The following is a 20,175-nucleotide window of genomic DNA, read 5'->3' on the forward strand; positions in this document are numbered from 1 at the left end:
GCCACCATCTAATCGTGTCCTCTCCCGCTGAAGGTCACGGACGGCGGGCAGCACCGGCACAACCGCTGGCTGTCCACGGCTCGGCCGCACCAGTTCGCGCACGGTGTGTTGGCAGGACGTGAGTGAGGCGTTTCCAGGACGTCAGTGGCTGCGGGAAGGGTGGTGTGCACACTGCGGGAACGACGTAGAAGGCTCCCGCACGGAAAGCAGAGGAACCCGATCATGGGTACTGCCCGGATTCGTACCGCCACCCTGGCCGCCGTCACCGCTGCGCTGGCGCTGGGCCTGACGGCCTGCGGCGGCGCCGAGGACGGCGCGAAGGCGGCCGGCGGCGCGGGCGCCGCCGGTACGACGCAGAGCCGGTCCGCGGCGGGCGGGGAAGGCAAGGGCGGCGCGGAGCAGGCGAACGGTGGCGACACCAAGGAGGCGCGCTCGACGGCCAACTCGGGTGGGAGCAACGAGGCCGCGGGCGAGGGCACGACAGCCGGCGCCGGGCAGTGTCACGGTAATGAGATGCTGGTCACCGCGGTACACCGGTTCGCCGGGCAGCAGGGCGATCACTTGCTGGTCACTGCCTCCAACGAGGGCAGCAAGCCGTGCTGGGTCACCTCCTATCCGGCCGTGAAGCTCGGCGACGTCGACACCGTCCTGCCGCACTCGAAGAAGGACAAGCCGGGCGGGAAGGAGCACATTACGCTCCAGCCCGGAGGCAAGGTGTACAGCGCGGTGAATCTCTTCGACTACGGCTCGAAGGATCACACGGCGCGGTCGTTCGCCCTCGCGCTGCGCTGCGCGGACGGCCAGGACGGCCCCTCCTACTCTGTCGCCCTCAAGGGCGAGAACCCACAGTTCAGCTGGAACGAGGCCGACGTGCTGAACTGGAGCACGACGAAGCCGTACGACTTCTGACACCCCGTCGGCCACTGACCCGACCGCCTTCCACCTGGGGAGACGCTGCCTCGCTCGACCTACCTGGACAGCGCCGGTCAGAGTGGCCGCGCTGAAGCCCGCGACCGGGTACGGCCGCCCGGACCATCACCGAAGGCCGCCGACGTTGCGGGACCGGAGTGCCCTCGGCAGCGCCATCACCCCCGCGCGACCGCGCGGGCCAGGCCCGCGTCTGGGGCAGGAACGTAAGTCCTCGAGGGAAGCAGACAGTCCGTTGCCCGCTGACGCGCACGTCTGGCATCCGCTTTCGCGGTCCCGTGGCGCGCGGTTATCGCAGGTGGCGAGGAAGCGGTGCATGCCCGGTGGCCGGCGATCGTGTCTCAGGTGCTGTTCGAATTCGATGCTGTTGTCGGGCGGCGGGGCTCCGGCCACGGCGTACGTCAGATATCCCGTACGCCCGTGTTGCTGAGGCCGTCGCGCGGAGCTGATGGAGTCACGCGGCGGGTACTGGCCTGACCGGTCGCCGTGCCGATAGTGGCCAGGCAGCACCCTGCCGCTCCGCACCCTGATCCGGGCTGTGGCGCTGAGGTCGGGCTGTCGTTGGCCGGCGGCTACTCGACCGGCGTCGTCTGTTCTGAGGTGGCGATGGTCCCGTCGGGGCCGACGACCGTGAGTGTGATGCCGGTGAAGTCGTCGATGGTGACGCCGTCGAAGGTCTCTTCGAACTCTTCTGTCGCCGGAGGGTTGATGCCACGGAGATCGACGGTCCTTCGGCCGTCGATGCGCAGCTCGTACTTCCCGGAGGGGTCGGAGAATCCCTCGTTGAACTGGCCAGTCATCCTCACGGTGGTGTCTTCTGTCTGGGTGAACGTCACCCGTCCGCTCAGCATGTCTGTGGTGGTGCTGTCACCGATGCTCATAGCTCACTCCCCCTGACATCGGCCTCCCGGGCGGGAGACCCCTCAGGCATATGTAACAGCACGATCACAGCATGGGGTATGGGCCGAACAGGCCAGCCCCGCGACAGGTCGTTCGAACAGCAGAGGCTCTTACAGCGCCTCCCAGTCGGCTCTCGGGCTCTGGCCCACTGTTGCGGCGCGGAGCCCGAGCACTTCCGCACGGCCGTGGTGAAGCGCCTGACCCGCCGCCGCGCCGGCCCGGCCGTTGTCGAGCGACCGCGACGACAGCGAACGCGAACACGTCTCGCAGTCGCTCCCCGAGGCACCGCCCACTCCAACGGCCCAGGTGCGATGTGCCGGCTGGGTGTCCGTGGGTGGGTGCCAGTGACGGTGCGTCAGGGCGGGGTGTTTTCGCATTTCGGGCGTTCGTGAAGGGCTGTTTCACTGCCGTGGGGCGGTATTTGCAGTGGGCATGGCTGTCACAGGCCGGTACACCCCGCTCCGCTCCACTGTCTTGAGAGCGGCACTTCTGATCCTTCCGTCGGGTGTGCGGCTGCATCGTGGTGGGCGTCGGTGTCCGCGGCGGAAGGTTTTCGGGGGGCGGGCCGGGGACGTGGGGTGAGATCACGACAGGGCTGGGTGCCCAGTTTTACCCGAGCGCGCACTCGAGGAGGCGCAGCGGCTTCCCGCCCTGCTCCGACGGATGCTCGACTACACCCTCGCCACCAGTGAGGCCAGAGCCTGAACAAGGGTCGGTCCGCCGCACACTCGGAGCAGCAGGCGCGGCATCAGGGGTGGGCTTCGGGGCCGTACGGTCCGCGTGTGGCATCGGGTGAGGTGTCGCTGTCCCTGCCCGCAGCCTGCCAGAGTGCTGTTCGGTAAGCGAGGTTGCCGTAGTGGTGGGGCCGCTAGCGGGTGGCGTCTCACACCAGCTGGTTGTAGTCCTCGCCGAGCTGGTGGCGCAGGGGCTGCGCCAAGCCGGGCTTCTCGCTGCGGCCGTCGGCGGCGGCCCGTCTGCCAGGCGCTGCTGCCTCGATGAGGCACATCGCGCAGGCCTGCACCGTGAGCGTTGGTCGCAGGCTCGCTATCTGTGTTCGGTGTCGAGTGGTGAGCGTGGTGCGGGGAATCTGCTGGCGGGCTTTGGTAGGTCATGTGCGACCTGCCGTGGTCAGTCCTCGTTTGCCTATGAGGGCTGCCCGCACCGCTCGTGCCCTTCCGCTGGAGTATTGATGACTGTCCTGACGCGGATCCGCTCCAGCAGCGGGCGCGCGCAGATGTTGTCGTGCCGCTGCCCCGGGGGCGTCACGAACGCCAGAGGGCGGCCCCTGCCGTCGCTAGCGAGGTGAATCTTGGTGTCAGTCCTCCTCGGGATCGGCCGAGGGTGGACTCGATCTGGATGAGCCAGTCGATGTCGCCGGCCGTGTCTGCCCGGGCCTGGATCTGCTGCAGGGCTCGGGTGAACACGCCGTCAAGCGCGTAACGGCGGAAGCGGGTGCAGACCGTCTTTCACGCCCCGTAGCGTTCCGGCAGGTCACGCCAGGAGATCCCGGTACGGATCTTGTAGACCATCCCGTTGATGACCTGCCGGTCCTCCACCGCGGAGCGATTAACTCCCACTCCCGATCGGTGAGTTCATGGCGGGGTGTCACCCCACCATGATTCACCACCTAGCGATCTTTGAAGGCGGACCCTGGATGGGCCCAGGCAACCGGAGCCAGTCCCATCTGCCACTGGGCAGGATCGGCCACCCGGAGCAGGCTGGTGCACTGGTGCTGTTCCTTACGGCGGATGCGCCGTTCTATATCACCTGTCGGTCAGAAACACCGAGCGCAGCTTGAGCCGGTCTGTGGCGGGCGTCCCGTGTGGGCGCAGCGTCCAGGAGTCGCCGGTGCAGTCGGGCTCGGTGAAGACAATCGCCCATGTGTCGGTGTCGTTGTGCGGGGCGAAGGCGGGTTCGGAGGCGTTCGGGTCCGCGACTTCGGGGAGCGTGATGCAGCCGGGACTGTCAGGGTCGTGGAGGGTGGACTGCTGGGACTGGCCGTCGACCCCGATGAACGTGTAGGAGAAGTCGCCGGTGGCGGCGCTGGCGGATGTCGGTTGCGTGACGAGGAGAGCGAGCGCTCCGAATGCGGCGGCAGCGGCGTGGCGAATGCGCATGAAACCCTTTTCCGTCCGAGGAGTTGGCGGCTTCCTGGAAGCCGGACCCTGGCGAGTTGATGGATCTGTCTGCGCCCTCCCCTGGTAGCGGTCCCCGGATGCGCGATGTCACCCACGCGTGGGTCGATGTATCGATCCTTCGCACGCCGTGCGGGGCAGCTGGGTCCTGTCCGCCCTTGATCCGCCGGACAGACCCTGGTGGAGGCGGACCGGCGGCGAGCCGATATCAGCGGTTGCCCGGGTGGCTGTGCGGCGCCGAGGAGTTCGGGCAGTGGGATGTCCAGGACATCGGAGATGTGACGCAGTGTCACCAGACTCGCGGTCGTCCGCACCACGAGCAACTGCACCGCGAACACCGTCTGGCCGGGTACGAACTTGCCCACCCCGTCGGCCAGGTCCACCTGCCGCACCGCCTTCGCCGCGTTACCAGCGCCGCTCGGCCGCCCGCCGTTCAACCCTTCCACAAGCACCGACCCCAACCCACTGCCGCCGCGGCCGCCGGTGCCCAGACGCTCCCCGTACGCGGAATGCCCCCGCCGCTGCGCCCGGCCGATCAACCTCCGCCGGCGACGGGCCACCTGCTCGCCCGCGACCGGCACCAGGTCCAACACCAGCTCGGCTTCCTCACCCACCTCGGCACGCACTCCGGCAAAGGCCGCGGCGATCCGCTGCAGCGGATCCGGATCCAGCCCCACCTCACGCAGCGACCGGTGATCAGGGCGGGACAGCACCAGCTCCACCCGCGCCACATACAGCGGCTTCGCCTCACCGCCGACCAGCTTCCCCAGCTTCCCCAGCTGCACCGCGCTCACCAGACACCGCCGTCGCGCAGCGGCGGGGCGCCGTCGAACCTGACCTGCTGCGCCGTGCCGGGACTGTCGGTCACCACTTCCACCTGCTGCGGGAAGGCAGGCAGGCGCAGCACTCCGGCCGCCCGCTCCGGGCCCTCCCACCAGTAATGCAGCAGACCGTCCTCGCCGCAGACCAGGCGCACCCGCACCGCCGCCGCCCGCCGCGGAAGCGTCCCCACTTCGTCGGGGTGGACTTCGCTGTAGGCCAGGCGGCTGTGGTCGTCGATGGCGGAGTGGATGTAGTCGAAGCCGACGCCGGTCTTGGTGATCCGGCTGCCGACCCGGCCGTGGATGCGCCAGCCGCCGCCGGCGGGGATGCGGCCGAGCTTCTTGACGTCGACGTGGACCAGTTCGCCGAGGCGGTTGCGCTCATGGCGGCGGATCACAGCAGGCCGGCCTCGCCCTAGGCCGCAAACCTGCGGACCCATTTGTGTGCAGTGGTCCGTGAGACCCCCGTCTCGGCCGCGACATGCGCGACCGGGCGGCCAAGACGGACCCGCTCGACCAGCAGCCGCCTGCCATGAACGGTCAATCGGGCATTCCGGTGGGACACGAAGACCTCCGGTGTGGTGAAGCCTAGACACCTCCACCGCACCGGAGGTCTTCGCCATTGATCAAGCCCACGCGAGTGTCAACAACGCTCGTGACTAACACATCTAGTACCGCAACGGTGCTTGCTGTGACGGTGGGGCACGGTGGGGCAGGTTCGTCGTTGATGTGGGTATGGGTGGGGACCTGCTGACGTGAGGCTGTGGGCGGGCGAGTTGGAGCGTTTGCATGAGCGGTTCGTGCACCGTTTCAGCAGGTCGGCCTCTGACTCCGCCCGCCCAAGCGCGTTCACTGGAGCCATGCCGGATTACAGCGCTGCTTCGTTCAGGGGCGACGATGTAGAAGGGCCGGTTGGCGAAGCGGTGCCGGCGCAGAAGGCGATGGCGTCGATGGCGTTGCCTTCCTGCAGCGCGGGTGGCGTCCGCGGCAGGCAGGACGCGGGCGCTTCGGCCGCAGCAGGTGCGCCGTACCCTCCTCCGCCATCAGCGAGCTTGCAGGGGTGCAGCGCGTTCTGTGTGCTCGGTACGTTGGAGCAGGGTGCGGAGGCGGTCCGCGGTGGCCTTGGTGTGCTCCAGGTGGCGGCCGATGCGGTCGCGTGCTTCTTCGCCGGCTGCGCCGAGGTCGGTACGAGTCATGATGCGCAGGGTGCGCAGTAGCGGCAGGAGCACGTGATCGTGGTGGATGTCGAGATTGTAGATGCCGGCGGTCGCGATGCGCAGTGCTCGTCGTTGGAAACCGGGGACGGTGGTGCCAGGCATCTGGAAGCTGCAGATTTCGTCGGCCAGCGCGGTGGCGGCGGTGTCGGGGGCGAGGTCGAATGCGTGGGCGTACAGGTCACGGTAGAAGAGCATGTGCAGGTTCTCGTCCGCGGCGATGCGGGTCATCAGATGCTGGCCCAGGGGGTCATCGCAGCCTGTGCCGGTGTTGCGGTGAGCTTCCCGGGCCGCCAGTTCCTGGACGGTGACGTAAGCGAGGGTATGTAGCGTCGAGGACTCAGGACGGTGGAAGCCGTTACTGATGGTGCGCATGCGGTGTTGTTCGAGCGCGACGGGGTCCACTGCCCGGGTGGCGTGGAGGTAGGCCCGCAGGACGTGGGAGTGCCGGTCCTCTTCCGCTGTCCACCGGTGGACCCACTCGCCCCAGGCCCCGTCGCGGCCGAAGCGGGTGGCGATCTCGAAGTGGTAGCTGGGGAGATTGTCCTCGGTCAGCAGGTTCACCATGAGGGCATCGCGCACGGCGGGCAGCAGGGTGGACTGGTCAGGCTGCCAGGGTTTGCCGTGGAGCGGCCCGTCGAAGTCGATGGCGTTACCCCAGGGCACATAGGTGTGAGGCAACCAGTCGGAGGCAGCGGCCAGGTGGCGTTCAAGCAGTTGTGCAACGTGCGGTTCGAGCTCGGCGAGGAAGTCGACGGCAGCAGGCATTTCGAGTCCCTAAGAGGCAGGTGATGGCGGTGGGCGGGAGTGCTGTGGAGGGGTTGTCCTCTCGCCCGCGCAGTGCCGATGTCGGTCGAGGGCTGCGCGGGATGGGGTGCTCACGGACGCAGGCCGCACGGTAGCGGCTACCTCGTCGGCCGCAGCAGCGAAGAACTGCTGGGTCTGAGATGTTCGCCGGTGATCGCCCTGCCGCCCTCCCGGGCCGTGAAAACGGGGCGCGTGGACGGCAGCCTGTGGCGTCGTGCAGGGCTTTGACGGCACCGTCGGTCAGCGCGCTGCCTCTGCCGCCGGCTCGGGGAAGGCGAGCACGTAGCGAAAGTACGCGCCAGGTAGGTCGCGTCGAGTGCCGGCGCAGGGGGGATGCCGGCCGCCGCATCGGCGGCGTCCGAAGTACTGCGGTCATAGCGACGTCCGAGGGTGCGGTAGCCGAAGGCGATGGGCGAGTGGCGTTCCAGCTAGTTCTTCCAGGGGAGCGGGGTCGGACAGGTGCGGCACGGTCTGCACGTCGATCCCGGGCGGGTGTCCGATCGATGCCCTGACGCAGGCCTCGACCGGCGTGTCGGTGGGGCGGACGATGTGGTGGGTACGTACTCCGTCGGGGGGGGAAGCGGTCGCCGGCCGCACCATGGCGGGTGCTGCGTACTCAATGGGGAGAACGTTGATCGTGGCTCGGGGGGCGACGGCGAGGCGCGCGGTCACGTGCCGTGAGTCCGGCAGGGACAGGCCTGCTTGACGGAGGAACCGATGCTGGCCGCGAGAGGCCATCATTGCCAGACGGGCACCGATGACCGCGTGGGGGTGACGAGGCGCGCGGGGAGCAGGTGGGTGGGAGGCGACCAGGACGCCGGGCCGCAGCACGGTGGTGTCCGCCCGGTGGGTGGCGGCCCAGTCGCGGATGAGGACCTCCGCCTCGTACTTGGACTGTTCGTAGGAGTTGACGAAGCCGTGGGTGCCGTCGAGGTCGTCTTCGGACACCGTGCCGTTGGGGCGCCGTCCGGCGACGAACGCCGTGCTGATGTGCACCAGGTGGAGAGGTCCGTCGGCGGCTTCGGTGAGTTGCAGGATGCGGCGTGTGCCGTCGACGTTGACGCGGCGTGCCGTCTGCTCGGAAGTGCCCAGGTCGATGCGTGCTGCGCAGTGCCAGAGGGTGTCGATCTCCTGGGCCAGGCGCTGGAAGCTGGGTGGGTCCAGGCCGAGAAGAGGTTGCTCCAGGCTGGCCCGGACCAGGCGTACGTGGTCCAGTCGCTGGAGCTGTTCCGGGCCGGCTCCGGTGGCGGCCACAGCGCGGGTGAGCCGGGCACGGGCAAGCTCGGGCCTCTGACGCACCAAGGCAATGATGGGACCGCCCCGGCGCAGTAGTTCACTGAGCAAGTAGGAACCCATGAAGCCGGTGGCGCCGGTGAGAGCAATGGCCACGATGCTTGCGTCCTCTTCGCTCGTCGGCTGCAGCGTGCCCCGCGCCGCGCCCGCCAGTGCGGCGGCGCGGGCGGGACGAAGTCACGGTATGCAGAACGTCCCGGTCGGTCCGGAGGTGACGTATGCGACGGTCGGTCACTCCGATGGTGCAACGTCAGGATGTTCTCCGCGACCGTTCGCCGTCACCGTCGTTGTGTGCCGTGAAGGACTCGACGAGTCCGGAAGCAGCGACAGAAATGACATCGATGCATGACCGACACGTAAAGCGTGCTCGGCGGCCAACGTTGCCCTGGCCGGGCGACAACGGCCCGCTGCCTTTCCCGCGGTAGCGGGGAAGCGTGTCACCTGTCGCCAAGGGGCGCCGTGGTGGAACGGCCCAGCTGCATCGTGGTATGTGCTCAGGAGGTCGTCCAGTGGCTTGCCCATCGGATCACGGCAACGCGCCGCCCGTCCCCCTCCATCTGCCGGGCACCGCCGAAGTGGGGGCGTCGCAGGCGTATGCACGATTGCACGACCGGGGGACTGCGCATCGGGCCCTTTTTCCGGGGGGGCTTGCGGCCTGGGCGGTGACGGGATGCGAGGCGGTGAGGGCTGCGGCGAAGGGCCGTCGGCTGATCCCCGATCCGCGCAGGGGCAGTGGTACCTGGCGCGTGATTCCGGCGCGACGCTATCCGCTGGTCGGTGTCTCTGCCAGCCGCAATGTGCTGAGCGCCGACGCCGACGATCACGCCCGGCTGCGGGGGCTGTTGCGGCGTTTCCTCACCCCCGGCGCCGTCGCGCAGCGCGCGCCGGTGGTGCGCCAGTCGGTGCATCGCGTGCTGGACCGCTTCGGCGAGCGGGGCGGTGGCGACGTGGTGGCAGATCTCGTGCTGCCGGTCGCGTCGGCGACGGTGGCGCACCTGCTGGGCCTTTCCCTGGAGCGGACACAAGCGCTGTTACACCTCAGCCTTCAGCTCAGCGGACCTGCGCACCCTGAGACGCCGGCGATGAGAGCAGCGGCCTCGGCGATGAGCAAACGACTCGCGGGCGCGGTGGCGCACGTACGGCGGTGTCCGGGGGACGACCTGACCTGCGCGTTGCTGGCCGCCTACCGACAGGGCGCAGTCTCCAGGGATGAGCTGCTGGGGTCACTCGCCTTTGTTCTCTTCGCGGCAGTGGACTCCACGCTGACCACCATTCCGAGCGGAGCACCGCACCTGCTGGCCGACACACAACGGGAGGCAAGGCGATGCCTGGTGACCGGTACGGCACAGGAGCTGACCGTCCTTGAGGACACGATCCGGTCGGCCTCCCCTTTCACCTACGGCGTGTGGGGCTTCGCCATCGAGCCGATGTCACTGGGAGGGCACGCTGTCGAGACCGGCCACCCCGTGGTGCTCTGCTTCCCCGCCGCCAACGTCGACCCGGTATGGCCATCGGCTCGGAAGGTCAGAGCGGACCGTCCGGGCCCGGCGCGACACGTGTCCTTCGGGCACGGCCCGCACTTCTGCCCGGGTGCAGATTTGGGACGGCTCCAGATGAGAACGGCGCTCGTCGAGCTGTTCCGTCGCTTCCCCGACCTCCGTCTCGCAGCCGACCGCAGGGAACTGACCTGTCATGCCAACATGACGCGGCGTTTCGTCACCGTGCCGGCCCTGAACGGTGGGCACCGCGGCACGGGGCGGCCACGTGCGGCTGTCCGGCCCGAAGGGCCGGCCTACGCACACCTGCAGCGGCGACACGTAGGTCCACCGCACAGGACCGGACGTGAGCACCGCACAGTTCACAGGACACCCCCTTCGTCAGCCTCCACCTGCCTCCCACTGAGCGGTAGGCAGGCGGCTGGACGGCTCGCACGCTGTCCGCTGGGGGCATGGCTCCACAGCGCCGTTTCGGCATGCAGCGGGTCTCTCTTGCGAAGCCGCGTGCACGGCCCGGCTCCACAGCGGACACGACAACCGGACCCGGCAACCCCCACCCTCACTATCACCGCGAACAGTTAAGGAATAAGCATGTCCGACATGCCGCATCTCGACGAGGCGATGCTCGCCCGTTTGCTGAGCGAGCACTTCGAAATCGACCCCGGCCAGTTGCGGCCGGATGCCACTTTCGACGAACTCGAACTGGACTCACTGGCGGTGCTGGAGCTGGTCGTGGTCATCGAGGAGCAGACCGGCCTGGAACTGGGGGAGGAGGACCTCGGCCTGGGGCCGACCAGTACGTTGGCCGAGGCCGCACAGGCACTGGCCCGCGCCGGGGCCGAAGCACGCACCGATAGCGCCTGCGCCCAGGGGAGCACGCTGCGATGACATCCGACAACGCGGTGGTGGTGACGGGCCTGGGCCTGGCGACCCCGGCCGGCATCGGGGTGAAGGCCACGTGGGATCGGCTGTGCGACGGCGCCTCCACCGCGGCGCCCGATCCCGAGCTGGACGGACTCCCCGTCGCGTTCTCCTGCCGCGTCGACGACGGCGCCTTGGCGGCAGCCGTCGGAAAGCGCCTGGCCTGGCGTACCGACCGGTTCATCAGACTGGCGCTGGCCGCGGCACGTGAAGCCGTCAACGACGCCGCGTTGGACTACACGGCCTGGGATGCCACCAGGGTCGGTGTGGTGCTCGGCGTGGGCGGCAGCAGCACCGAGATGACGGAGGTGTTCGGTGCCGTGGCCGAGGGGCGGTTCCGAGCGGTCACACCTACCGCGGTTTCCCGCAGCCAGCCCAACATGGCCGCCGGGGAGGTAGGCACGGCCCTCGGCGCGCTGGGGCCCACCCTTTCCCTCAGCACGGCCTGCGCGTCCGGCTCCACTGCCATCGGCACGGCCGCACTGATGATCAAGTCGGGCCTGTGCGACGTCGTCCTCACCGGCGGCAGCGAATCTGCGTGCTCCCGCATCGGGTCGGCTCTCTTCTGGCGGATGGGAGCACTGGCATCCGCACGCCATGACCCGGCCGCCGCCTCCCGCCCCTTCGACGCCGACCGCGACGGCTTCGTACTGGGGGAAGGCGCCGGCCTCCTCGTACTGGAACGGGCCGAGCACGCCCGCGCCCGCCGTGCCCGCCCCTACGCCCGCCTGACCGGGTACGGGGCGACCGGCGACGCCCACCATGCCACCGCACCGCATCCCGACGGCGACGGCACCAAGCGCGCCTTCCGTACAGCTCTCGCCGACGCGGGACTCCACCCGCACGACATCGACCACGTCAACGCCCACGCCACCTCCACTGCCCTGAACGACCGGATCGAGGCGGCAGCACTGCGCGACGTGTTCGACACCCCGCCGCCGGTCACCGCGACAAAAAGCGTCCTCGGGCACGCCCTGGGTGGCGCCGGCGGCATCGAGGCCGTGTGTTCCGTGCTGTCCCTGCACCACCAGCTCATCCCGCCGACGGCCAACCTCGACCGGCTGGACCCGGACATCGACCTGGACGTGGTGACCAAGGCCCCACGTGCCCACCGGATGACCGCGGTGGCCAGCAACTCCTCCGGTTTCGGCGGCCAGAACGCCGTCCTGATCTTCCAAAGCATGTGAAGGCTCTCGATGGCTTCCGTCCCGGACAACCCGTACCGCGCCCTGACCACCGACCTACTGTCTGCCGCTGCCCGGCCTCCCGCAACTCCGGCTCCGGCCTTCCCATCAAGGGCCCAGCACCGAAGCTCCGGGGTTGCCGTGAGCGGGAGCGGACTGGTCACCCCGTCCGGTACGGAGCCCGAGAGCGTCTGGAAGAACGTCTCGGCCGGACACTGCCTGGCAACCCCGGCCCCGGAGCTGGGCCGGGCTTCCGGTCGCGTTCTCCTGCCAGGCCGATGAAATTCGACGCGGCGGCAGAACTGGGGGCGAGAAAGGCACGCCCGCCTGGACAGATTCGCCCACCTCGCCCTGGTCGCCGCCCGGCGCTCCCTGGCCGGCGCGGCCTTGGAGCCGAGCGCCCGCCGTGCGCCACGGGTCGGGGGGTCCGCGGAGTCGGCAGCAACAGCCTGGAAACCTACGTCACCGAGTTCGGCCGCCTGGGCGAGGGCAGGCCCAACGCAGTTTCGCCACTGGCCCGGCCACGCAGTGTGCCCAACATGGTGGCCGGCGAAGTCGCCATGGACCTCGGCGTACAGGGCCCCAACTTCACCATCTCCAGCGCCTGCGCATCGGGAACCACCGCACTCGGCGTCGCTCGCGATCTGCTCCTGGCAGGCACCTGCGACATCGTCCTCGCCGGCGGCAGCGAATCGGCACGCTCGCGCATGACAGCGACCTGCTTCCACCAGCTGAGGGCAGTGTCGCGCCGCTGCGGCCGCCCTGACCGCGCCTCGCGTCCCTTCGATGCCGCTTCGATGCCGAGCGAGATGGCTTCGTTCTCGGAGAGGGAGCCGCCGTGCTGGTTCTGGAACGCCGGAGCGCGCCCGCCGCCGAGGTGCCCGCATCCGTGGTCTGTTGCGAGGCTTCGGCGCCTCAGCGGACGCTCACCACGCCACCGCACCGCATCCACAGAGGATGTCGAGCACGTCGAGGATGTGTCCGGTTCCGCGTACGGGGCGGAACATCTTGGAGATGTGCACGGTGTCGCCCGGCCGCGCGTACTTCAGCAGCTCGCCGAACTGCGGGCGTTCCAGCGGTGGAGGCGGCTGGAGGTGCCGGCTTCCCCCTCGAAGACGGCCGGGTCCTCGATCCCGGCCTCGGCCAGGACGAGGTTCTGACGGTCGGTCGACTGCTGGTCGGTCGACACCCGCTTGTAGACCAGATTGGCCACGCTGTTGCTCGCTTCTGCCGCTGCATCGGCCCTCGGGTGTCATATGACCCTGTCGTCAACCGGCATCGGATCTCATTGGATCTGAGCAGCCGTCAGGCCTCGGACAGCCCGTATCCATTGGACGTCCGCCGAGTCTGTCGTCATTCGTTCGTTTGCCGACAGGTGGTCGACGCGTCCGGGTGATGTGGTCGGGACAGCCTGCTGTCCGCCATCGGTGAACACCACCCCGAGCGGGAGCAACGGTCATTACTGTCCAGTCACATGACGACGGTCACCACTCGTACGGTCGAATACCCGGCCGACAACCTGACGATGATCGGATACCTCGCGCTCCCGGCCGGTGCCGAGCGTCGGCCCGCAGTCCTGATCGGACCCGAGGGGGTAGGGCTCAGCGATGTCGAGCGCCGCCGGGCCGAGGCTCTGGCCGAGCTGGGGTACGTGGCGCTGGCTTTCGACCTCCACGGTGGACGCTATTTGGAAGACCCAGAGGAAATGTTGGCCCGTTGCATGCCGCTGCTCGCCGACCCCGACCGGATGCGAGGAATCGGTCACGCCGCGCTCGACGTGTTGCGTGCCGAACCACGGGCAGACCCCGGCCGGACCGCCGCCGTCGGCTACGGCACCGGGGGCGCAGTCGCACTGGAACTCGGTCGTGATGGCGTCGACCTGCGCGCGATTGGGACGGTCAACGCACTGACCACGGGCCGACCGGGTGAGGCGGCACGCATTCGCTGCCCGGTATGGGCCGGGGTCGGGTCGGAAGACCCGATCATGCCGCCCGCCCAACGGGACGCGTTCACCGCAGAGATGCAGGCTGCGGGCGTCGACTGGCGCCTCGTGGTCTACGGAGGGGCCCTGCACGCCTTCCACCACCCAGCGGTCGACCACACCGTGCGTCCCGGCGTCGGCTACCACCCACTGCACGCACAGCGAGCCTGGCGTGACATCGTCGCTCTGCTCGCCGAGTGTCTGCCCGTCACGGATTGATCCGATTTGATCCGATCGGCTCCTGATGCTCACTCCTCCTCGCCGTCGTCGTCTTCGTCCAGCTCCGGTGCGTCCGGGCCGCGCAGCGGGCGCAGGGCACCGGCGGCCGGGGTGGAGGCGGTGAAGCTGTAGCGGCCGAGCAGGTTCGGGTTGCGGTGCTTGAGCGGGGAGAGCCGGGCGATGTCCTCTTCCCGGATCTCGTGGCCTTCGGCCTTCAGTTGGGCGACGGCGGCGTCGATGTAGCGGAGCCCGGCCGCCCCTGGTCGACCGGTCTCCGTCCGGTTTTGGGCCACCCTTGAGCGCTCGGATGTGAGAACTGTCGATCACCGCCCGGGACAGGTCGAGCCGGCCCGCGGCTCTCGGCTCGGCCGGCAGCACCTCGTGCAGGCGTTGCCGGACGCCCGCATTGTTCCAGTCCCGCAGACGGCGCCAGCACGTCACGCCCTAACCGAAGCCGAGCTCGGCAGGCAGCCACTCCCACTGGATGCCGGTGTAGAGGACGAACAGGATGCCGCACAGCACCTGGCGATCCTCCAATACCTGCTTCCGCTCCGGACGCCGACGCTCAGGCACCGGGTCCGGCAGCAACGGCTCGACTCTCGACCACAACTCATCGTCAAACAACCACGGTTGAGGGTTCCGCTTCCTCACACCCGAACAACCGCGACAACCACTCAGAAGACACGGCAACTCAAGTTGCGTTAGGAGTTCTGAGCCCCGCCCGGTGCGGGTGCACCGCGCCGGCTGTCCGCGGTACAAGCTCCCGCGGATCTCACCGCCGCCCAGGCCCAGGCCGCGTTCGGGCGGCCGCCGACGCCTGCCAGGTGTGTGGCGCCGCCCGGCTTCAGAACTGCGCCGCTGAACCAGGCGAAGCGACGCCTGTCAGCGGCCGGTGTCCGCCGGGACGCCCCTTGTCGTCGGCCCGGCGGAAGGAAGGTCCTGACCGGGCAGCTACGGCCAGGTCACCCGTTCACCCTGCGATATCACCCTGGCCGCGTGGAAGGTGTCGGGCATGCCGCCGCTGCCGAAGGAGCCGATGCTCGCCCAGCCCGTCGACACCTTCGCCCGGCCGGCCGGGTGGGCGGCGGAGCCCAAGTCATGGACGGAGTTCTGAACTGTCCGTTGTCCGCGTAGGAGACGCGTCAGCTGGTCCTGATGATGTCGTCGGGTTTCCAGGTCTGGTCGTAGAAGGCGGTGGAAGTCCCGTACAGGCGCAGGGCGACGACGAAGTTCCTGCCGACGACGGTCTGGATGAACGCCGCGTCGGTGACACCTTCGGGCTGCTGGGGTGCGAACCAGATGTCGACGGACCCGTCGGCGTTCGTGGGGATGTCGTAGTAGCTGTTGGTGGAGGGCAGGAGCTGGGGGGTTTCCGGCATGGTGCCGTCGGTGATGTTGTAGGCGGTCACTGCCCAGAAGAGGTCGGCCGGAGGGTGGGCGGGCAGGCGCAGGCGGTAGGTGTGGGAGCCGGTCAGGAACGCGCCGTCGGCGTCGCGGCCGGTGTAGGGGTACTTCGAGCCCGCGCCGGTGGTGCGTACGACCATGGCGGGGGCGGAGGAGTAGGCGTACTGGAAGAACCGCGAGCGGGCGTTGATGTCGAGGTAGCTGGCCTGCATCCACTCGGCGGTGGCGCCGGCCCAGGCGACTTCCCAGGTGCGGTCTTCGTAGTAGAGGTTGCGCTGGTCCTCGCGGCCGAGCTGGGCCAGGGCGAGAGTCATCCGCGGGGCATCTGTCAGGGCGCGTTCCAGTTGTTCGCGCTGCCAGGCGCTGGGCGCGAACGGCTCGCCCTTGACGATGCCGATGGAGGCGAGCACCCCTCGCAGTTCCGGCTCGATCGCGCTGACCGGCTCGTAGTCGACGAAGTCCTTGAGCTTGGTCCAGTAGGAGAAGTCGGTGGGGTACATCATGTTCACCCGCATGCCGCTGGCGTTGGGGAAGTCCATCGGGGGGACGTTCTTCTCCTCTTCCCACAGGGGGTAGATCCGGGTCTTCTCGGCGGTGGCGGCGCCCACCGAGGGGTCGGGCCGGCCCTCGCCCTTACCCATCACGGTGCGGAAGAACAGGAAGACGTTGAAGGTCCGGGACGGGAAGGCGAAGTACCCGTCCGGGACGTGGCCGTCGTAGCCGGGCGGCAGCAGCAGGTAGAGGCCGCCGCGGGCCCGGTCTGGGCCGACCGCGCCGACGTCGGTGATGGTGCGCTGGAAGAAGTCGGTGAACATGCCGATGACGTTCGCTGGTGCGTTCACCACCAGCGGTCCGGTTCGGCCCAGGTCCAGGTAGCCCATGGAGTAGATGACGTCCGCGTTGGGCGTTGGTACCCAGGTGCGGCTGTCCATCCGGTCTTTCCAGACCGGCAGCACGTGGTAGCCCTCGCCGAAGCGGGCCTGCGAGCCGTCCCGCATCCCGATCACGTTCAGCGCCGGCAGCATCGTCAGATACGCGTGGACCGCGCGCTGGTAGAACAGCTCGGCGCGCAACGCCTCGGCCTCCGACTGCGGAAGCCAGTTCCCGTCGTTGATCTGCCTCAGCAGCGGCGGCACGTCCCCCGCCTCAGGGACTGCGGAAGGCGCACCAGCTTCACCATGACCCTGCTCGTGGGACTTCATCACTCCATAACAACATCTTTGCCGTCAAACACGGTGATCCTTGTTGGTTGAGACCCACGTGTCGGACTCGGAACCGCGGGTCTTCCCGTCCGCCGAGCCGGTGCCGGGCCTGCGGTGCGTACACCACGTGATCGGGTGGCCCGGCGCCGTGAGGAGGCTGGGGTGATGGTGCCGTTGACGTGGTCAGCCGTCCTCAGGTGCGGCTGTCCGGGGCGAGATCGGGGCCGTTCACGTCGGGTCCGGGCTGTGGCGGTCGAGGAAGGCGGCTACCTGCTGGTGCTGCTTGGTCAGGTGGTGTCGTACGTACGGTCCGTCGCAGCTCCCCGCGGGCCGGGGCGGCAGCTGCGAGGGTGCGGAGACGCATGGGTTTCTTCTCCCGTCGGCAGGGACGCTCATTGGCTGAGCCTTGTCCTCCGCAAGTGCTCATTGGGCGCAAATAGTCGACAATCACCCCTCGAACGAGGGACAACTCTCATGAGGCCCGTGGGCCTTGCCGAACTGGTATCCGTTCAGGAGACGGGGCTGTGGGCTCTCTGCTCAGCCGTGAGGGGAGGGCTTCCCCGCGACGTGCATGCCGCCTGTTCTCGTGAACGGCGCCACTGGAGAGCCCGGCATCACCCATGCCTTCCACACCTCGGCCTGCCCGCGGTCGGTGTGGAAGAGGTGGTGCTTCCCGTTCCCGTCACGCAGCCATCGGGGCCGCAGAACGGGCGTGGGTTCCGGGAAGCCGAGTTTCTGGTCCTGCGGGCCCGTCAGCGCGGCACAGGTTTCGTGCGCGGGGTCAGCCGAGAAGCGGCAACCTGTCCGCCGCCGCGCCGAGTTGTCGACGCTCCGTGTCCGAGAGCGTCAGTCGGCCGGTGGCGAGCCGGGCGTACCGGGTGGGGTCCCAGGCGGCGGGCGCGGGGCGGCCGAGGAGGGCGTCGAGAGTGTGACGTACCTGGGCCAGCCCTGCGTCGGAGGGGCCGGGTGCGTCGTCGAGGGCCACGAGCAGGTCCAAGTGGTGCAGTGTCGCCTCGACCGTCAGCGTGCGCATCAGGTCGTCCGCGGTGAGCACGTGACCTTGCGTCGCGAGGTGGGCCGTACCGTCGGCCCCGGCGGCGGCGTGCGCCACTGCGGCTGCCGTCTCGTCGTACAGCGCTCGGACCTGGTCGAAATCCTGGTACGCGTCGGCCATGGTCCGGGTGCGGCGACGGCTCTCCTCCGCGTCGGGAGTGTCCGGCCGGCATTCCCTCCAGTACGTGGCGGCATCTCGGGACGGCGGCTGTGCGGAGGGTGTGTGCAGTGCCACCAGGCCGCGCTGCGCATCGGTGAGGCAGTGCAGCGCCAGGTCGCGTACCGACCAGCCGGTGCAGCCGGTCGGAAGCCATGACTGCTCTTCGGAGACTGTGGCGAGGGCGGCACTGAAGGCCCGGTAGGACGCTCGGAGGTCATTGCGTGGGGAGAAGGAGTCGGTCGGCAACACGTGGCGAGTTTGCCACGTCCGAGGGGGCGGTCACGTGGGCGACGCCGAGGCGTCGCGGCTCCTGTTGCTGGACTGTCCGGCGACGGCGCCGATCGACGCGGCAGTGATGCAGGCGATCGCCGCCCACTGCGGCAGTGAGAGCGCCTCGCGCAGCAGGAGCAGTCCCGCCAGGCCGGCCACCACCGGCTCCAGGCTCTGCAGGACACCGACCACGCGGGCCGGGAGCCGGCGCAGCGCCGTGAATTCCAGGGAGTACGGGCCCGCTGCCGAGAGGATGGCCACGCCCAGGCCCACCGCCAGGGCGTAGGGGTGCAGCAGGCGGGTGCCGCTGTCGGCGATTCCGGCCGGAAGGGACAGCAGCGCCGCCCAGAGCACGGCGAGTGCCAGGGGCCCGCTGCCGGTCATCCGCGCCCCGACGCGCTGGCTGAGGAGCAGGTAGGTGCCCATGGAGACGGCGGATGCCACCGCGAAGACCACGCCGAGGAGGGGGAGCGAGGAGGCCGAGCCGGGGTCGGTGAAGAGGAAGACGCCGAGAGCCGCCAGGGCGCCCCACAGTACGTCGCGCCGGTGTCGGGAGGAGAGGAGCGAGACAGCCAGCGGTCCGGTGAGCTGGATCGTCGCGGCCACGCCGAGGGGCAGGTACTTCATCGCAAGGTACACGAGGTTCATGCCTGCGATCGCGGTACCGAAGGCGAGGATCAGCAGAACGTCGCCGGGGCGCCGGGGCAGCCTGGGCCGCCACAGGGCAAGGAGCAGCAGGGCGGCGAAGGACAGTCGGAGGGCGACCACCCCCCACGGGCCGCCGACGGCCCCGAACAGCCCCTTGCCGAGGGCTTGGCCCACCTGGACGCTGCACACGCTGCCCAGTACGAGCGCGGGTGCCGGGACGCCCCGGATGCGACGGCGCGTGCCGCGCTCTTCGGTCCTCTCGACAGTCGGCGTCTCGGTCGTGGGCGGTATGCAGGTCTTCTTCATCAGGCCCGCTCCTCGCCGCTCGCGATGAGGAGGCGTGGTTCCGCCTCCGCTGCCTTGTCGAGCCACACCCGTAACCGGCCGCAGGCGCAGCGCGTGTAGACGATGACGCCCTGGGTGGTCCGGTGGCAGGACACCACATGGGCGGCCTCGGCCAGCGGCCAGCCACAGTGCCTGCAGGCGGTACGGGAGGTGCTGGTGCGTGCAGTCATGAGTCCAGCGTGCCGCCGGAAATAATGAAGGTCCATCGCAGATTTCAGCACATCATCATGTTGAATGGCCGCATGATTGACTTGCGGCTCCTCCAGACGCTGCGCGTGCTGCATGCGCAGGGCACCGTGACGGCCACCGCCCGGGCACTCAATCTCTCCCCCTCCGCCACCTCCCAGCAGCTGCGTCAGCTCGCCGCTGAAGTAGGCGTGGAAATCCTGCGGCGAGACGGCCGGCAGGTACGCATCACCGACGCCGGACACATGCTGCTCGGCCACGCCGACGCCCTGTACGCACAGTGGGAACGCGTCAGGGCAGACCTCGAGCGGCACGCCACCGGTCCCTATCGCACACTGCGGATCGGTGGCTTCGCCACGAGCCTGGGCTCCCTGCTGGCGCCGGCCGCCCACGAACTGCGGGATGCGGACGATCCGGTCGAGACCCACATCAGCGAGCGGGACACCGAAGAGAGCTTCCAGATGCTGCTGTCCGGACAGCTGGACATCGCCGTGGTGATTCCGCTGGCGGACAGCCCGCCGCCGGACGACCCCCGGTTCGACCAGCAGCCGTTGCTCGACGAGCTGCAGGACCTGGCTGTCCCGGCCGGCCACCGGCTGGCCGGCCGGGACAGCGTCACCCTGCTCGACGCCGCGGGGGAGGACTGGATTTCCGCCCACCACGACCAGCACCGGCTGGCCCAGGCGCTGTGCACCGCGGCCGGCTTCGCGCCCCGGGTGACCCATCACGCCGACGAATGGCAGGCGGTGCTCTCCCTGGTCGCGCACGGGCTCGGCGTCTGCCTGGTCCCGCGGCTGGTGTCCGCCTCCGGCCATCCGGCCGTGGTCCGGGTGCCGGTCCACGGTGACCCCAGACCGTTGCGCCGCGTGCTGACCTGCGTGCGCCGCGGAAGCGACGGCCAAGAGGTGATCGCCCGGGGGCAGGCGGCGCTGCGGTCCGCCGCCGCCCGCGCCCTCGGGCCGGGCGCCGCTCCGGCCTGACCCTCGCGGCCGTCCCGTCACAACGGCAG

The 20,175-nt window shown here is 69.3% G+C and carries 17 protein-coding genes and 4 pseudogenes; 7 read left to right on the forward strand and 14 right to left on the reverse strand.

Annotation, left to right across the window (positions count from 1 at the left end):
- Nucleotides 1-222: 222 nt before the first annotated feature.
- Nucleotides 223-909: a DUF4232 domain-containing protein gene (locus tag ACZ6WH_RS05165; protein ID WP_469726096.1), complete on the forward strand. Its 687-nt coding sequence runs from the start codon at nucleotides 223-225 to the stop codon at nucleotides 907-909.
- 590 nt (nucleotides 910-1,499) lie between these two features.
- Here the strand turns inward: ACZ6WH_RS05165 and ACZ6WH_RS05170 are convergent.
- The 7 genes and pseudogenes from ACZ6WH_RS05170 to ACZ6WH_RS05200 form a co-directional block, all read right to left on the reverse strand.
- Nucleotides 1,500-1,808, reverse strand: coding sequence for a hypothetical protein (locus ACZ6WH_RS05170; RefSeq protein ID WP_469726097.1), 309 nt, complete (start codon nucleotides 1,806-1,808; stop codon nucleotides 1,500-1,502).
- A gap of 902 nt (nucleotides 1,809-2,710) precedes the next feature.
- Nucleotides 2,711-2,833 carry a hypothetical protein gene (locus ACZ6WH_RS05175; RefSeq protein WP_469726099.1) on the reverse strand — a complete coding sequence of 41 codons (123 nt, stop codon included), beginning with the start codon at nucleotides 2,831-2,833 and terminating at the stop codon, nucleotides 2,711-2,713.
- A gap of 460 nt (nucleotides 2,834-3,293) precedes the next feature.
- Nucleotides 3,294-3,404 (reverse strand): transposase, encoded by a 111-nt coding sequence (locus ACZ6WH_RS05180; protein WP_469726100.1) that lies wholly within the window; start codon nucleotides 3,402-3,404, stop codon nucleotides 3,294-3,296.
- A gap of 186 nt (nucleotides 3,405-3,590) precedes the next feature.
- Entirely contained in the window at nucleotides 3,591-3,944 is a 354-nt protein-coding gene (locus ACZ6WH_RS05185; protein WP_469726101.1) for a hypothetical protein, read from the reverse strand.
- A gap of 1,030 nt (nucleotides 3,945-4,974) precedes the next feature.
- Nucleotides 4,975-5,348: pseudogene (locus tag ACZ6WH_RS05190) on the reverse strand (leucine zipper domain-containing protein); the annotation flags it as partial.
- Nucleotides 5,349-5,826: 478 nt separating this feature from the next.
- Nucleotides 5,827-6,765 (reverse strand): acyl-ACP desaturase, encoded by a 939-nt coding sequence (locus tag ACZ6WH_RS05195; protein ID WP_469726103.1) that lies wholly within the window; start codon nucleotides 6,763-6,765, stop codon nucleotides 5,827-5,829.
- A gap of 411 nt (nucleotides 6,766-7,176) precedes the next feature.
- Nucleotides 7,177-8,193 (reverse strand): SDR family oxidoreductase, encoded by a 1,017-nt coding sequence (locus ACZ6WH_RS05200; RefSeq protein ID WP_469726104.1) that lies wholly within the window; start codon nucleotides 8,191-8,193, stop codon nucleotides 7,177-7,179.
- A gap of 650 nt (nucleotides 8,194-8,843) precedes the next feature.
- Here ACZ6WH_RS05200 and ACZ6WH_RS05205 point away from each other — a divergent pair.
- The 4 genes and pseudogenes from ACZ6WH_RS05205 to ACZ6WH_RS05220 form a co-directional block, all read left to right on the forward strand.
- Nucleotides 8,844-10,175 carry a cytochrome P450 gene (locus ACZ6WH_RS05205; RefSeq protein WP_469726106.1) on the forward strand — a complete coding sequence of 444 codons (1,332 nt, stop codon included), beginning with the start codon at nucleotides 8,844-8,846 and terminating at the stop codon, nucleotides 10,173-10,175.
- A 9-nt stretch (nucleotides 10,176-10,184) separates the two neighbouring features.
- Nucleotides 10,185-10,481: an acyl carrier protein gene (locus ACZ6WH_RS05210; protein WP_469726108.1), complete on the forward strand. Its 297-nt coding sequence runs from the start codon at nucleotides 10,185-10,187 to the stop codon at nucleotides 10,479-10,481.
- Nucleotides 10,478-11,701: a beta-ketoacyl-[acyl-carrier-protein] synthase family protein gene (locus tag ACZ6WH_RS05215; RefSeq protein ID WP_469726109.1), complete on the forward strand. Its 1,224-nt coding sequence runs from the start codon at nucleotides 10,478-10,480 to the stop codon at nucleotides 11,699-11,701. The genes ACZ6WH_RS05210 and ACZ6WH_RS05215 overlap by 4 nt, the downstream gene beginning before the upstream one ends.
- Nucleotides 11,702-12,237: 536 nt before the next feature.
- Nucleotides 12,238-12,447 (forward strand): annotated as a pseudogene (locus ACZ6WH_RS05220) (beta-ketoacyl synthase N-terminal-like domain-containing protein); the annotation flags it as partial.
- A 296-nt stretch (nucleotides 12,448-12,743) separates the two neighbouring features.
- Here the strand turns inward: ACZ6WH_RS05220 and ACZ6WH_RS05225 are convergent.
- Entirely contained in the window at nucleotides 12,744-12,911 is a 168-nt protein-coding gene (locus ACZ6WH_RS05225) for a hypothetical protein (RefSeq protein ID WP_469726293.1), read from the reverse strand.
- 261 nt (nucleotides 12,912-13,172) lie between these two features.
- Between ACZ6WH_RS05225 and ACZ6WH_RS05230 the strand changes: the two genes are divergently transcribed.
- On the forward strand, nucleotides 13,173-13,898 hold the full coding sequence (locus ACZ6WH_RS05230) for a dienelactone hydrolase family protein (RefSeq protein WP_469726110.1): 726 nt from the start codon (nucleotides 13,173-13,175) through the stop codon (nucleotides 13,896-13,898).
- A gap of 29 nt (nucleotides 13,899-13,927) precedes the next feature.
- On the opposite strand, the pseudogene ACZ6WH_RS05235 reads toward ACZ6WH_RS05230, so the two are convergent.
- From ACZ6WH_RS05235 to ACZ6WH_RS05260, 6 genes and pseudogenes are all read right to left on the reverse strand, one after another.
- Nucleotides 13,928-14,143 (reverse strand): annotated as a pseudogene (locus ACZ6WH_RS05235) (Tn3 family transposase); the annotation flags it as partial.
- Nucleotides 14,143-14,576 (reverse strand): annotated as a pseudogene (locus tag ACZ6WH_RS05240) (transposase); the annotation flags it as partial. The pseudogenes ACZ6WH_RS05240 and ACZ6WH_RS05235, both read right to left, overlap by 1 nt.
- Nucleotides 14,577-15,040: 464 nt before the next feature.
- Complete coding sequence (locus tag ACZ6WH_RS05245) at nucleotides 15,041-16,438, reverse strand: DUF1254 domain-containing protein (protein WP_469726111.1); 1,398 nt, start codon at nucleotides 16,436-16,438, stop codon at nucleotides 15,041-15,043.
- Nucleotides 16,439-17,285: 847 nt separating this feature from the next.
- Complete coding sequence (locus ACZ6WH_RS05250) at nucleotides 17,286-17,966, reverse strand: maleylpyruvate isomerase family mycothiol-dependent enzyme (RefSeq protein ID WP_469726112.1); 681 nt, start codon at nucleotides 17,964-17,966, stop codon at nucleotides 17,286-17,288.
- 30 nt (nucleotides 17,967-17,996) lie between these two features.
- Nucleotides 17,997-18,941 carry an EamA family transporter gene (locus ACZ6WH_RS05255; RefSeq protein ID WP_469726113.1) on the reverse strand — a complete coding sequence of 315 codons (945 nt, stop codon included), beginning with the start codon at nucleotides 18,939-18,941 and terminating at the stop codon, nucleotides 17,997-17,999.
- A complete protein-coding gene (locus ACZ6WH_RS05260; protein ID WP_469726114.1) occupies nucleotides 18,941-19,150 on the reverse strand; it encodes a hypothetical protein in 210 nt (69 codons plus the stop codon). Before ACZ6WH_RS05260 ends, ACZ6WH_RS05255 begins: the two co-directional genes overlap by 1 nt.
- 72 nt (nucleotides 19,151-19,222) lie before the next feature.
- Here ACZ6WH_RS05260 and ACZ6WH_RS05265 point away from each other — a divergent pair, with 72 nt between their 5' ends.
- The gene (locus tag ACZ6WH_RS05265; RefSeq protein ID WP_469726116.1) at nucleotides 19,223-20,146 is read left to right on the forward strand and encodes a LysR family transcriptional regulator; all 924 of its coding nucleotides are present in this window, start codon (nucleotides 19,223-19,225) and stop codon (nucleotides 20,144-20,146) included.
- The last annotated feature ends 29 nt before the right edge of the window (nucleotides 20,147-20,175 follow it).

This window comes from Streptomyces sp. NPDC050806, assembly GCF_055586425.1.